This is a genomic window from Streptomyces sp. NPDC005925 (assembly GCF_040638805.1).
Taxonomy (GTDB): domain Bacteria; phylum Actinomycetota; class Actinomycetes; order Streptomycetales; family Streptomycetaceae; genus Streptomyces.
In genome coordinates this window covers 74978-87852 of the sequence record NZ_JBEXVL010000004.1, presented here as the reverse complement: position 1 = coordinate 87852, position 12875 = coordinate 74978, and the positions used below count along the sequence as shown (strand labels likewise).

General features: G+C 69.1%; 12 protein-coding genes and 1 pseudogene. 5 read left to right on the top strand and 8 right to left on the bottom strand.

The window, feature by feature from the left end; all coding sequences use genetic code 11:
- The first annotated feature begins 187 nt into the window (after nucleotides 1–187).
- The gene (serC, locus tag ABZ354_RS07335) at nucleotides 188–1306 is read left to right on the top strand and encodes a phosphoserine transaminase (protein WP_358653907.1); all 1119 of its coding nucleotides are present in this window, start codon (nucleotides 188–190) and stop codon (nucleotides 1304–1306) included.
- A gap of 153 nt (nucleotides 1307–1459) precedes the next feature.
- Here the strand turns inward: serC and ABZ354_RS07330 are convergent, their stop codons facing one another.
- From ABZ354_RS07330 to ABZ354_RS07315, 4 genes are all read right to left on the bottom strand, one after another.
- Nucleotides 1460–1849, bottom strand: coding sequence for an XRE family transcriptional regulator (locus tag ABZ354_RS07330; protein ID WP_358653905.1), 390 nt, complete (start codon nucleotides 1847–1849; stop codon nucleotides 1460–1462).
- A 473-nt stretch (nucleotides 1850–2322) separates the two neighbouring features.
- The gene (locus tag ABZ354_RS07325; protein ID WP_358653903.1) at nucleotides 2323–3006 is read right to left on the bottom strand and encodes an RES domain-containing protein; all 684 of its coding nucleotides are present in this window, start codon (nucleotides 3004–3006) and stop codon (nucleotides 2323–2325) included.
- 265 nt (nucleotides 3007–3271) lie between these two features.
- Nucleotides 3272–5563 (bottom strand): hypothetical protein, encoded by a 2292-nt coding sequence (locus tag ABZ354_RS07320; RefSeq protein WP_358653901.1) that lies wholly within the window; start codon nucleotides 5561–5563, stop codon nucleotides 3272–3274.
- Entirely contained in the window at nucleotides 5556–7763 is a 2208-nt protein-coding gene (locus tag ABZ354_RS07315; protein ID WP_358653899.1) for an AAA family ATPase, read from the bottom strand. The genes ABZ354_RS07320 and ABZ354_RS07315 overlap by 8 nt, the downstream gene beginning before the upstream one ends.
- Before the next feature lie 9 nt (nucleotides 7764–7772).
- Here ABZ354_RS07315 and ABZ354_RS07310 point away from each other — a divergent pair, with 9 nt between their 5' ends.
- Nucleotides 7773–9176 carry a hypothetical protein gene (locus ABZ354_RS07310; protein WP_358653897.1) on the top strand — a complete coding sequence of 468 codons (1404 nt, stop codon included), beginning with the start codon at nucleotides 7773–7775 and terminating at the stop codon, nucleotides 9174–9176.
- A 124-nt stretch (nucleotides 9177–9300) separates the two neighbouring features.
- Nucleotides 9301–9663, top strand: a complete 363-nt coding sequence (gene cutA, locus ABZ354_RS07305; protein ID WP_358653895.1) for a divalent-cation tolerance protein CutA — start codon at nucleotides 9301–9303, stop codon at nucleotides 9661–9663.
- A 193-nt stretch (nucleotides 9664–9856) separates the two neighbouring features.
- Here the strand turns inward: cutA and ABZ354_RS07300 are convergent, their stop codons facing one another.
- Nucleotides 9857–10036 carry a DUF397 domain-containing protein gene (locus tag ABZ354_RS07300; protein ID WP_358653893.1) on the bottom strand — a complete coding sequence of 60 codons (180 nt, stop codon included), beginning with the start codon at nucleotides 10034–10036 and terminating at the stop codon, nucleotides 9857–9859.
- On the bottom strand, nucleotides 10033–10899 hold the full coding sequence (locus tag ABZ354_RS07295) for a helix-turn-helix transcriptional regulator (RefSeq protein WP_358653891.1): 867 nt from the start codon (nucleotides 10897–10899) through the stop codon (nucleotides 10033–10035). Before ABZ354_RS07295 ends, ABZ354_RS07300 begins: the two co-directional genes overlap by 4 nt.
- Before the next feature lie 166 nt (nucleotides 10900–11065).
- On the opposite strand from ABZ354_RS07295, the gene ABZ354_RS07290 reads away from it, so the two are divergent.
- Both ABZ354_RS07290 and ABZ354_RS07285 read left to right on the top strand, forming a co-directional pair.
- A complete protein-coding gene (locus ABZ354_RS07290; RefSeq protein WP_358653889.1) occupies nucleotides 11066–11485 on the top strand; it encodes an ATP-binding protein in 420 nt (139 codons plus the stop codon).
- On the top strand, nucleotides 11466–11729 hold the full coding sequence (locus ABZ354_RS07285; RefSeq protein WP_358653887.1) for a hypothetical protein: 264 nt from the start codon (nucleotides 11466–11468) through the stop codon (nucleotides 11727–11729). Before ABZ354_RS07290 ends, ABZ354_RS07285 begins: the two co-directional genes overlap by 20 nt.
- Here the strand turns inward: ABZ354_RS07285 and ABZ354_RS07280 are convergent.
- Both ABZ354_RS07280 and ABZ354_RS07275 read right to left on the bottom strand, forming a co-directional pair.
- Nucleotides 11701–11845 (bottom strand): annotated as a pseudogene (locus tag ABZ354_RS07280) (ATP-binding protein); the annotation flags it as partial. The gene ABZ354_RS07285 and the pseudogene ABZ354_RS07280 sit on opposite strands and share 29 nt — an antisense overlap.
- Nucleotides 11846–11861: 16 nt before the next feature.
- Nucleotides 11862–12845 (bottom strand): WD40 repeat domain-containing protein, encoded by a 984-nt coding sequence (locus tag ABZ354_RS07275; RefSeq protein WP_358653885.1) that lies wholly within the window; start codon nucleotides 12843–12845, stop codon nucleotides 11862–11864.
- Nucleotides 12846–12875: the final 30 nt, after the last annotated feature.

Sequence of the window (12875 nt, the reverse complement as noted above, 5' to 3'; positions counted from 1 at the left end):
CGTCCAAGGAAACAGCGCACGGGCGGGTGCGGGCGAGAGTGCGGGGCACACGGGCCCCCGCGAGCCGGGGAGGGACGGGAGCCGGGGACGGGACACGAACCGGCCGGCTGTCCCGTCCCCGCGCGTCCTCGTCTCACCGAACGGACGACGTTTCGCCCAGGTTTCCCGGACGGGCTACGCTCCCTGCGTGGCTGAGATCCGGATTCCCTCTGACATCAAGCCCGCGGACGGTCGTTTCGGCGCGGGTCCCTCCAAGGTGCGGACGGAGGCGCTGGACGCGCTCGCCGCGACCGGTACGTCCCTCCTCGGCACCTCCCACCGCCAGGCGCCCGTGAAGAACCTGGTCGGCCAGGTCCGCGAGGGCATCCGCGAGCTGTTCCAGCTCCCCGACGGCTACGAGGTGATCCTCGGCAACGGCGGCTCCACCGCGTTCTGGGACGTCGCGACGCACGGTCTGATCGAGAACAGGTCGCAGCACCTCAGCTTCGGCGAGTTCTCCTCCAAGTTCGCCAAGGCCGCCAGGCTGGCCCCCTGGCTTGCCGAGCCCGACGTCATCTCCGCCGACCCGGGCACGCACCCCGAGCCGGTCGCCGGGGCGGGCGTGGACGTGTACGCGTTCACCCACAACGAGACCTCGACCGGTGTCGCCATGCCGATCAAGCGGGTGGCGGGCGCCGACGAGGGCGCGCTGGTGCTGGTCGACGCCACGTCGGGCGCGGGCGGCCTGCCGGTGGACGTCGCGGAGACGGACGTCTACTACTTCGCGCCGCAGAAGTCCTTCGCCTCGGACGGCGGCCTGTGGATCGGCGTGTTCTCGCCGGCCGCGATCGAGCGCGCCGAGCGCATCCACGCGTCCGGCCGCCACGTCCCGGAGTTCTTCTCCCTGCCGACGGCGATCGACAACTCCCGCAAGAACCAGACGTACAACACCCCGGCGCTGTCGACCCTCTTCCTGCTGAACCAGCAGCTCGAGTGGATCAACGGCCAGGGCGGCCTGGACTGGGCGGTCCGCCGCACGGCGACGTCCGCGCGAACGCTGTACGGCTGGGCGGAGGACGTGAAGTTCGCGAACCCGTTCGTCACGGACCCGGCGAAGCGGTCGGCGGTCATCGGCACGATCGACTTCACGGACGAGGTCGACGCCGCGGCGGTGGCGAAGGTCCTGCGCGCCAACGGCATCGTGGACACCGAGCCGTACCGCAAGCTGGGCCGCAACCAGCTCCGCGTGGCGATGTTCCCGGCGATCGACCCGGCGGACGTCGAGGCGCTGACGAAGTGCGTGGATCATGTGATCGAGAAGCTGTAGCGGTAGCTTTCGCGGTACGACTATGAGGGGCGCCCGGCGGAACGTCGGGCGCCCTTGCCGTTCGTGCACCGGGTGGAACGAGGGCGCGCAGGAGCCGCACGGCGAGCGCAGGTCCGAGGGGTGCGCCGCTCTCCGTGACCGGCGGGAATCCTGTCAGAGATCGCCGCGGCGGAATGAGCGGGCGGCAGCCATGACTTCTTTGAACCGCTCGTCGGCGATGGCCTGGATCGGCGAGTCGTCCTCGAGCTGGGGGTTCATTCCCATCATCCAGGCGCGCGCGATGTGCTCGTTCTCGCAGTTGGCGATGTAGGTGAAGACCTGGTAGGCGGTCCGCAGTCGGCATTCCGAGTCGAAGCGGGGGGCGTTCTGCGACCTCGCCCATCGACCGACCTGCTTGGGGTCTTCCACCCTGGCGATATGGGCCGTGACGCGCTGACTGAAGGTCTCCTGCAAGAAGCGCGCGATCTCGGCGATGGACTGCTCAGCGGTGTCGCGGAGGGCTCGGTCTGCGGCTTGGGCGGTGTTCTCTCGCTGGGTCTGCATGGTCTCCTCGTTTCACCGCCGCAAGGGACGCGGCGGAGGCGGGCGCGTTGACGCGCGAAGCATGGGGCGTGCGAGAACTCGGTCAGCGGCTGCGGGGAGCCGCGAGAGCGCATCTGCGCTGCCGGCCTGTGGAGGCAGCGCACCGCCTTTGCTTTGAGGAAGCCGGGACGTTGACGTGCGTACGTGTGGCACCGGACGGAATCCGAGGCGCCGGGCCGGGTAAGCCGGCGCTGACGGCGCTGGCGTAGATCAACATGTTCGCTCCTCACTGCGGTTGACTAAAGATTACCCGTTTCCCCACCGCCTACTCCATGCCTTTACCCCTGTAAAACACACCTCAATTCCCTCGTCTGGCCTAGAGAAAGGGTCGTGAACAGGGCGTTCACGACGGGGCATCAGGTTGCAGAAGTGTGACTTGCCGCTTGCTGCTACCGAGTCCAACGACAGCGCACAGAGCCGGTGAACGCAGTCGCTCACCTCACCGTCAGCCCGTACTCACGGGCCACGTCGTGCAGGTCCACGTCCTCCAGCCTGATGGGCCGCCGTTCCTCCTCTTTCAGTTCGGTGTCACGGAGAATCGCCCAGCACTGTCGTCTGCCGTAGCTGGAGCGATAGGTGATGCCCTGTATCGACTGGTGGCCGTCACTGTTGCGCTGGGCAACGGCCCACGCGGCGATCTGGCGGGCGATGCCACGGTTCGGACCGTGGATGTGATGGTTTTCCAGCGGGCCTTGCAGGTTCAGTTCCCTCAACTCGTCCTTGAGGAGGGCGGCGAGCGCTCGGCGCGTCTGCTCCGTCTCCACGTCGAGGAAGCGGGCTTGCGGTGAGGGGACGAGGCGCACCAGGATCCGCTCCGCGCGCCAGCTGGAAGCGAGATCTCCCACAGCCATCAGACCCGTGCCTCCAGTGGCGGCATCGCCCATCAGATCGCGCACCCGGGGGTCGACCCTGAAGGGCGCCAGGGCTTCGGCGTAGCAGCCGGCGGGCGCGGACGCGCAGTAGAGCATGCCGTAGGAGAAGAGGCTGAAGCGGCCGGCCGCGGACCCCATGACCGTCTCGGGCTCCACCTGGTTGTACACGAGCGGATCGTGGGCCAAACCGAGGCGCCACACGCCGTCCTCCGGAGCCGGTCGGAGAGTGACGGGCGGAAGAGTCATCCTTGCCCCTTCTGGCATCCGGTTCTGCTCGGCCAGGGGACCGGCGGCGCTGCTGAAGGAAGCGCATCAGCTGCTGCCGGGGGGCGGACGGCTAACGCAACAGTCATTGATCCTCACTCGTACGGTGCTGGCATCCGGACGGAATCTTCGGCGTCCGATCGGCGTGACTGCAGATTCTCTCGTCAGGTTCTGCGCCCTGTCCGCCGGGAACGTGACAGCGCTTCGGCGCATCGCTGGAGCGTTGAGGCATGCGGGCGGCGCACGCTCACCACAGTTGTTCGTGCTGCAGGCGGAAAGCCATGGTTCCTGATACGCCGGCGGCGAGCAGGATGGAGTACTTCTCGCCACCCGGGTCCTGGACGGTCTTGAGGGCATGGACCGGCGAGCCCGTCACGATGCGCAGCAACTGCCGGTGCGTGGTGGTGTCCCACACGTGGATGCTGGTCGCCCCGGCCGCCGCGAGCGCCGTCCTGTCCTGTGGCAGGTGCATGGAGGTGACCGCGCTCAGTTCACCGTCCCGGAAGACAAGCTCCCCCGTCTTCTCGCCTGTGCGGTCGTCCCACAGCTTGAGCGTGCCGTCCCGGCCCGCGCTCACGACGAGCAGTCTGCCTCGTTCCTGCACGAAGGTCAGGTCGTTGATGACGTCCTGATCGCAGTCGATCGTCCGGCCGTGCTGCTCGAGTGTGTTCATGTCCCATACGCGTACGCGGCCGTCGCCGCCGCCCGAGGCGACCAGCGTCGTGCCGGAGACCTGCCGGGTCGCCAGGCAGTGAACGGTGTACTGGTGGTCGCCGATGTCTTTCAGCAACTCGCCCGACGACAGGTCCCACACGCAGAGCCGGCCGTCACTGCTCCCGCTGATGAGCAGTTCCCCGCGGGACGCGGACACGGCCACCAGGGTCTTGACCGGCAGGAAGTGGCCGATCAGCGGGGCACCGATCCGGTGTCCCGTGACGGGATCGACGCAGATGACGCTGTTGTCGCTCAGGGCGGCGGCCAAGACGGGACGGCCCTGGAGTCTGGGCCACGCGAGCGCGGTCACCTCGTGCCCCTTCAGCATGGTGCGCTGGTGACCCGACGCCAGATCCCTCACCACCACCCGGGCCGCCCGGGCCACGGCGAGAAGGTGGGGGGCGGGGGACAGCGCCCGGGCGGTGATCCGGCTCCAGGCGCGCGGCGGCCGCGTGAAGGTGGGGCGGCCGACCGGCCAACGGCGCACCATGCGGTCGGCTCCCCCCGTCAGGAGGCGGTCGTGGGCATCGTCCGGCAGACGGGTCATGGCGTTGACCGGTCCGTCGTGCGCGGCCAGGTCGCCGCCGACGGGTTGCAGATGCGGCAGCAGCCACAGCCGCACTGTCCCGTCACCGGCTGACGAGGCGAGAGCGGGACGGCCGTCCACGGACGTGAGCAGCAGCGCGGTCACCGGAGCCCGGTGGACTGCGGTTGCCACGGGCGTGGAGCTGCCACTGGTGTCCGAGAGATCGTGCACCGACAGGTTTCCGCCCTCGTCGGCCACCGCGTACAGGTTCGGCTGGGGAAGGGAAAGGAGTGCGCGAACCGGTGCCGGGTGCTGGGAGTGCGCGACCACGGTACGGCCGTCGAAGAGGTGCACCTTGTCATGTGTGGTGAACAGAAGGCAGGCGTGGTCATCGGCGCGGGTGACGCCGCAGAGGACCGCCTGGGAGTCCTGGAGCTCGGGAAGCGGCACATCCCAGGTCTGGTACCTGCCGGTGTCGAAGGCCGCGACGTGTCCGTCGCTGAACGCCGTCAGCACCAGCGGCAGGTGTCCGTCCACCCGGTGGAGGGTCAGGGAGCTGACCCAGGTCTTCGGCCGGTGGATGACGACTTGGCGCCCGGGTCTTCCGTGCGCGGTGTCCACGACGGTCACGCACCCGTCGGTGCCGGCGGTCACCACAAGGCCGCCCGGGAGCGCCAGCAGATGAGTGATCGCGCCGTGGTGCACCGGGACCGGCCTGTGGGCGAGGCTGCCGTCCCGGCGCAGAATCCGCAGTGTTCCGCCGCTGTCGCCGACGGCTACCGCCTCGGCTCGTCCCTCGGCGCCCGCCACGGTGGTCAGCGACGTCACTTCCCTGGCCACGGTGGTCCAGGCGGGTGCCAGAGGGGAGCTGTCGCTCCACAGCGGGGTCACCGGCGCCGCGCCGAACACCTGTGCCGCCGACGCGCGCTTCTCGCGGGACGGGGAGGGCTCTCGGGTGGTGGAGTCGTGCGCCAGACGCATGCTGGACAGCCGGGACAGGGGGTCGACCAACTGGGCGAACGGCTCCAGTAGGGCCCAGGTCCGTAACCACTGGCGGCCTTCGGAACCTTCGTCCCGTGTGGCGAGGAGCCGCCGCACATCACTGCTCGTCTCCCAGGCGAGCAGGGCCGGCGGGACGTGCTCGTCGTCCAGGACGTCACCGTCGGCAGCATGCTGGGCCAGGTACCGGCGCAGATACGGGTGCGGCGGAATGGTGGGATCGGTGGGGACCAGATTCGCCAAGGCGGCCGCGATCTGTCGGTGGATGTCGGCGTTCCGGCTGTCGGAGGTCTCAGACACCGTGGCCGCCCGCACTCAGAAGGGACGCGCCCGCGCCGAGGAGCACCTCGCCCAGTTCCTCATGCGCCGGCCGGTACACCCGCCGGTTGTCCTCCACGGAGTGCGCCAGGTAACCACTGAGCCGTCCGTTGAGCAGTCTCTCGATCATCGTGTCCCACTCGTCGCTCTCCAGGCTTTTCGGAGCGAGGAAGACTCCGGCGATGGTTGGCCAGATCTCTCCCCAGGGCACACCCTGCCCCTTGGCGAAAGCGGAGGCCTGGAGGAGGGCCAGGGCCACATCGGAGGGAAGACCGTCCTGCTCGACCAGTGCGAGGTCGCGCTGCAGGAGACCTCGGATGCCGAGTCTCAGCATGCCCTGCCACTCCGGACTGTGCGCGAGCGCGAGGGGGTCGCCGGATCGGCGCAACTGGTCCCCCGCCAGCCGGGCGTCGATGAAGGACGGCCACACCAGGGCGGCCACCAGCGGCACCACGTCCTTCACGACGTCCTCATCGACGACATCACTGATCAGCGCGTCCACGTAGGCGGCGATGTCGCTCTCACTGCGTTCGGTGTCCGTGCGCAGCACCGATACCGCGGAGAAGGTCTTCCGCAGCTCGCTGAGCAGGCCCGGCTCGGGGTCGGGCGCTGCGCCGGCGCTGTCCGTGTTCGGTCTGCTGGACCGCACGCCGATCAAAAGCCGCACCGCGGGCACGGAACCCACGGGTGTGCCGTCGTGCCGCTGCCCCGGCATCCGCGGCTCGCAGAACGGAGCCAGTGGCGTCAGGATGTCACCGACGATCCTGGCCTGCTCCCGCGCCTCGTCCAGACCGTCGAGCACGACCGTCACCGTGTGAGCGCATCCACGGACGTGCTGCAGCAACTGCTGCGACCACACCTCCACCCGGTCGGCCGCGGGTGGTACGGGGGCGGGAACCGCGCCCAGCGCGCGCAGCAGGTCGGTGGCGACCTGTCCCGCGTCCAGGTGCCGGGCGTGTACGGCGGCGGTCACGGCGTTTTCCGGGGGGAAGGTCTCCGGTGCCGCGGATTCCTGGGCCGTCTTGTAGAGCGGCTCGGCCCGGAAGCGACGGTCGCTGAGCATCACGGCGCGGGCCAGTACGGCCGACTTGCCACTGCCCGCGCAGCCGGTGACCACCATGACGCCCCGGGGTCTGTCGTGGCCGAGGAAGGAAGCGATCGCCAGGTTCAGGTCGGCGCGGCCACGGAAGTACCACCCGTGGTCCTGTTCCTGGGGGCGACCGGTTGCCCGGTCGAGCCAGTACTCCTGTGCCGGCACCCCGTCCTGCCGCACGGCGGCGAGCGCCTCCGGGACGTGCACGTAGCCGGGGTTCGGCAGGCAGGGCGTCGGTTCGGAGACACCGCCGTCCAGGGCGTACCGAATTTTGAACTGACGCTTCTCCTCGTCGCGCAGACCCCGAGCGTATTCGGCCATGAAGTCGGCGACGCTGAGGTAGGGGGTGGTGATTCCGGCATTGCGCCGCAATCGCTTGTACGCCTGTTCAAGCAGGTACGGGAATTGCAGCACTTTGATCTTGGTGTCGTGGCTGCACGTGGCCAGGACATCGAGGTTGCACTGCTTTCGGCGGCTGGGCGGGATGTCCTTGTAGAGAGACGCGATTTCGGCGTTCACGCTGCCCGCGAAACACGTATTGATGATCACCAGCACGTTGTCGACGTGCGAATCCAGTGCCGCCGAAACGATCTCCGACGTACGCATCGCGGTGGACAGGGGCCGCGACTCGACCGAGTTCGGCAGTCGCAGGAAATGCGTGTCGGACCTGCCCTTGATGCCATGGCCCGTCACGAACACTACGAGTGCTTGTCCGTGCATGTCCCGGACCTGCTGCGCCCTCAGGAAGTCTTCGACGTCGTCGCGCGTCTTCAACACGGGAGGGGGCACCTGCCGGAACGTCGGCCCTGGCCCCGGTGTACTCCACCACTCACGTACCACTGCGATCTGCCGGTCGATTCCCTCGGCGAAGGCTGCGGCATCGTAATCGTCGTCGTAGTCGCGCACTGCCAGGGTCAACAGGACCCGCTGCTCGGGCGACCAGTCCTCGGCTAAGGCGGGGCCCTGACTGATCTCGGCCCCTGTGTTTCGCATGTCACTATTGTGGCAGGCATGAACCAGCTCAGGGGTAATGCGCGGCCAACTCCCCTTCCCTATGGGGAGCCTGACCTCACACCACAGGTCACTCACGACGCGGTCGTGGTCGTCCCGGGCATCATGGGCAGCGAACTCCACGACACCCGGACCGACAAGGCGATCTGGGGTCTGGCCAATGGATCCTGGCTCGCGAAGGCCTGGCTCTCGCCACAGGGTCTCGACGGCCTCCGGCTCACTCCCGAGGAACTCGCGGGCGACTACACCCGCGTCCGGGCACGCCGCCTCCTGCGGTTCCCCGCATGGAGCCCTTTCCTTCGTGGCTTCGAGCCCTACCACAAGCTCCTCCGCACCGTCGAGGACACCGTCGCCCACCGCGACGCGGTGATGGCCTTCCCCTACGACTGGCGTCTCCCCGTCGCCGTCAACGCGCGAAGGCTCGCCACGGAGGCACGCGATCACCTCCAGCGCTGGCGGGCCCACCCCGCCCACGACGAGGCCAGGCGGCAAGCGGTGGACGAACGCCCGGCCCGCCTCGTGTTCGTCGCCCATTCCATGGGGGGCCTCGTCGCCTGCGCCGCTCTCACTCTCGGCCCGGACAGTGATCTGGCTGCCGACACCCGCGGTGTGATGACGCTGGGCACGCCGTTCAAGGGATCCGTGGTCGCCGCGAACATCCTGAACACCGTTCAGGGCGGGCCTCTGCCGCTGCCCCACCGCCGCCTGGCCGCGGCAGCCGCCACCATGCCCGCCGTCCATGAACTGCTCCCGCAGTTCCTCTGCGTGGAGGACGGTCTCGACGTACGTCACCTGACGCCCGCGGACGTCGCGAATCTCGGCGGGGACAAAGATCTGTTCGGTGCGGCAGAGGACTTTTTCGCCACTTTCCACAGCACGTTGGATCTCCCTCAGCTGTGGCCTGTGGTCGGCACCCGCCAGGACACCGTGCAGTCGATGAAACTCGTCGACGGGGTCGTCCACGCCTCTGAGTACTCGTTCCGCACGGATACGGACGGCACCGTCAAGCGTCTGCCCACCGGGGCTCCACGCCGTTACAACGTGTGGGGGGACGGCACCGTGCACCGCGAGTCCATGCCCGCCGTGCCGCAGCGTGCCATGCCGGTGTTCGCCCAGCACGGGGCGATGGCCAACGGCAAGGACGCCCGACGCGTCGTGTCCGACTTCCTCCTCCGCGACGAACCCCTCGGGCCGGACCAGGCCGAGGACGGCATCGGGCTCACCGTGCCCGACTACGTCACCCCCCATGCTGCTTGGGATTGTGTGATCACCGGCACGGACGACCCCGCTGAGGTCCAGTGCACCGTCACGGCCCTCGACGGAGGCTGGGAGACGGTGGCCCGGCATGAAGCCGTCGACGACGGCAAACTCAGTACGGAGATCGTTCTGCCCGGCGAAGGCCTCTACCGTGTCGCGGTCAAGGCCGACTACGGGCCCGCCGTCACGCAGATCGTCTTCTCCGGGCCTGCCGGCTACGAGGATTCCGTCTGACAGGACTGTCGCGTCCGCGGGACGTCACGGCGCGGGTGAAGCCGGAGACGCCGGGCGCGAGCAGCAGTGTCCACGACCGACCACTGGCTAAGGTCGTCACATTCCCCGCCCGAAAGGCAGTGGCATGACCGGCATCGTGATCGCGCAGACGACCATCGACGACGAGAACCAGGCGAAGACGCTGGCCCGGGGCGCGGTCGAGGGCAGGCTCGCGGCGTGCGCACACATCGACGGGCCGTTCAGCACCGTCTACCGCTGGCAGGGCGGCATCGAGACGGCGCGGGAATGGCGCATCTCGTACAAGACGACGTCGGACCGTCTCGCGGAACTCGGGGCGTGGGTGACGGAGCAGCACCCCTACGACGTCCCCGAGTGGATCACGCTGCCGGTGACCGGCGGGTCGGAGGCCTACCTGTCCTGGGTGGCGGAGGAAACCACCGAACCCGAGGTGGGTCAGGACCAGGAGGGGGCCCCGGCCGCCTCGTGACCGGACGTACCGCGCCACGAGTTCCCCGCCCTCCTCCGGCGACAGGAACCGCGCGGTGACACCGTGGCGCCGGGCACCCACCTGAATCGTCGTCCGGGGCGTGGGCCCACGTCGACACCAGGGGCCGGGACACGAACCGCCGGCCTTCAGCAGTCGGCAAGGGAGGGGACGGGCAGGGTGTGCCGGACGGGCCTCAGCCGAACTGCCCCACAAACGCCTGCCAGCTCTCGCGGGAGACGGTGACGAGGGGGCCGTCCTGCCGCTTGCTGTCACGGACGGCCCGGCCGTCGGGGTCCGTGTCGGCGACCTCGACGCAGGCGTTCTCCGCACCCGAGTACGAGGACTTCCAGAAGGGGCCAACAACCTCGGTCACGATGTGTCTTCCCTCAAGCTCCGCAGAACGCCTCGGATCAGCTTCTCGCTCGCGTCCGGTGTCATTGCCGACGATCGTAGTTGGTCGAACGCATGAGCGTAAGCGGCAAGGTCCTCGGCCCCTTCGAGAACAGACGTGCCCCGCAGGTTGTCCATGGCGACCGCTTCGACGGTCAGTTCCTCATCGAAACTGAAGGAAGAGAAGGCGCAGGAGTAGCCGGCCAGGAAGCCCGCACTGAACGGCAGGACCTGCACCGTGACGTTCCGCCGTTTACCGACCTCAAGGATCGCGGACAATTGCTCGCGGTGGATCTCGACGCTCACCAGCGGATGCGTGACGACCGCTTCCCAAAGGATGGCCGTGTACGACGCTCCGCCCTCTTCGATCTTCCCCTGCCTGCCCATGCGGACCTTCACCAGTTGGGCGGCCCGTTCCGGCTCGATGTAGTGAGGGCTGGCAGCGACAACTGCTTCCGCATAGGCCGGAGTCTGCAGAAGCCCCGGCACCATCACCGGCTGCCACTCCCGGATGTACGTCGCATCGTCCTCCAACGCGATGTGGTCCAGGTAGTCCGGCCGCAAATGTGCCGCATGCTCCAGCCACCAGCCGCGTCGCTTCGACTGGCGGGCCAAGTCCTCGAGCTTCTGCCGGACTTCTGAGTCACGCACTCCGTACGCGTCGAGCATGGCGCGGATTTCGAGCGGGCGGGCGGACACGTGGCCGGACTCTATGCGGCTGACCCTGGTCTGGTGCGCCGCGATCACCTCGGCGGCCTGGACCTGGTCCATCTTCGCCGCCAGCCGGTACGTCTTGAGCGCGGCTCCAAGTCGGCGACTGCGTACGGTCGGCCGCCCTACAGGCATGTCAGCCCCCTCTCGTCGTTCCCAAATGTAGAGCATGACGCTAACCGAACATATTTCCAGGAGCACGTATGCACTTCTTCTAGTTGCTAGTCACGCTTCTGCGTCTTTAGTCTCATGGACTATTGCCACTTGCACTTGACTCAGCGTCAGGAGGTACGCCACCCCCATGCCCTCCCTCAAGACCTTCCTCATCCCCAAGCACCGCCGATACGTCCCCGGCGCCCGTCAGCAGGTCCGCAAAGCCCTCGCCGACTGGGGTGTCGGAGACGAACTCGCCCACAGCGTCACCCTGGTGGCGAACGAACTGCTCACCAACGCCGTGACCCACTGCCGGATCCCCAGCGCCCGGGTCAGGGTCACGCTGACCCTGGACGACGGCGGGCTGTTCCTGGAGGTCGCCGATCCGGACCGGGACCGGCTGCCCACGATCCACCGGTCCCGTCCGGACGAGGAGGGCGGACGCGGCCTCGCGCTGGTGGAGGCGCTGGCCGACAGCTGGGGGCACCGGCAGGACCCGTACACGAAGTGCGTGTGGGCCAGGCTCGCGCTCACGGGGGCGGAGGGGCATGTTCCGGCTGGTTCGTGAGGCGGTCGCCCGCCTGTTCACCGGATCCGGGCCGGGCGGCTGGGACACCGTGCCGGACATCCGTACCCCGGACCCGTGCGTCCGGCGGCTGCCCACCCCCTACGACGCCCGCTGGCGGCGCTGGTACAAACGCTGCCGCGCGGCCGGTCGTTACCTGCCGTTCCCGGCCGACGAGGCCTGCTGGCAGGACCCGCCGTCCACCGCCTCCACCGCCTCTACGGCGTGCCGGGGAGGCGGACCGTGACGACGAGGCCTCCGGGCCGGGCGCGGCGCCAGGCCGAGGGTCCCGCCGTGCGCGCGGACGACGCTGTGCACGATGGCGAGACCGGGGCCGACACCGGCGTGTTCGTCGGTGCGTACGTATGCGACGCCGGGCTCACCCCTTCTTGCGGAACACTCCCCGCAACAGCAGGAACAGCACCACGAGGCCCCCCACGGCCACGGCCCCGGACGTCAGCCCCGCCCCGGCACCGTCCGCCCCGCTCCCCGACCCCGAGGCGCCGCCCCCGGAGGAGTCACCGCCCGCCCCGGGCGCGTCCTCGGCCTGGACGTCGCTCTCGGTGCCCTCGCTCCCGTAGAGCAGTGTGGTCCCGTCGGTGGAGTAGGTCACGGACTCGCCCTGCCCCTGCAGCGGCACGCTCAGCCGGCCGCGCCGCTTCAGCTTTCCGCCGTTCCAGTCGTACCAGATGCCGCCGAAATAACCGCGTACGGCGAGACGGCGGCCGTCGGGCGAGAACGCGGCGTCGGTGGCCCACAGGTCGACGGGCGCGGCGGGCCGGAAGACGTTCGTACCGGAGGCGGACAGTCCGTCCGGGCCCTCGTACAAGTGCCCGCCCTGCTCCTGCTTGTCGATGATGTAGACGCGGCCGGTCTTCGGGTGGACGATCAGCGACTCGGCGTCGCGCGGGCCGTCGGCGTACTTCACGACGTACTGCGTGGCCCGCACGGACTGGTCCTTCAGCGTGGCGGGTTCGGGCAGTTCGTACACCCACACGTGGTCCCACACCACTCCGTCGTTGTCGCCGATGTCGCCGACGAACAGGCGGTTGTCGGGGCCCACGGCGATGGCCTCGATGTCACGGGGGGTGCCGACGCCGGTCAGGGTGATGGTGGCGACGGTCTCGCCCGTGCCGCCGTCCACCGCGTACAGGAAGGCGCCCTGGTCCTGGTCGTTGTGCGTCCAGAAGATGCCGGGGTGCTGCCGGGACGCGGCGAGCCCGCTGGACTCGGTGATGCGCGGGTCCCTGATCGTGAACCCGTCGTCGCCGTCGGCGGCGGACGCGCTCCCGGCGACGGAAGCGGGCACGGCCAGGGCTCCCGCGAGGAGGACTCCGGCGAGCAGAGCGAGCGATCGGCGCATGCCCCAAGAGTGCCATCCGCCGGGCGCCTT

Bases quoted from the DNA above. Each gene is read 5' to 3' on its own strand.
- ABZ354_RS07330 (WP_358653905.1), bottom strand. From the start codon at position 1,849: ATGCAGACCCAGCGAGAGAACACCGCCCAAGCCGCAGACCGAGCCCTC.
- ABZ354_RS07325 (WP_358653903.1), bottom strand. From the start codon at position 3,006: ATGACTCTTCCGCCCGTCACTCTCCGACCGGCTCCGGAGGACGGCGTG.
- cutA (WP_358653895.1), top strand. From the start codon at position 9,301: ATGACCGGCATCGTGATCGCGCAGACGACCATCGACGACGAGAACCAG.
- ABZ354_RS07295 (WP_358653891.1), bottom strand. From the start codon at position 10,899: ATGCCTGTAGGGCGGCCGACCGTACGCAGTCGCCGACTTGGAGCCGCG.
- ABZ354_RS07290 (WP_358653889.1), top strand. From the start codon at position 11,066: ATGCCCTCCCTCAAGACCTTCCTCATCCCCAAGCACCGCCGATACGTC.
- ABZ354_RS07285 (WP_358653887.1), top strand. From the start codon at position 11,466: ATGTTCCGGCTGGTTCGTGAGGCGGTCGCCCGCCTGTTCACCGGATCC.
- ABZ354_RS07275 (WP_358653885.1), bottom strand. From the start codon at position 12,845: ATGCGCCGATCGCTCGCTCTGCTCGCCGGAGTCCTCCTCGCGGGAGCC.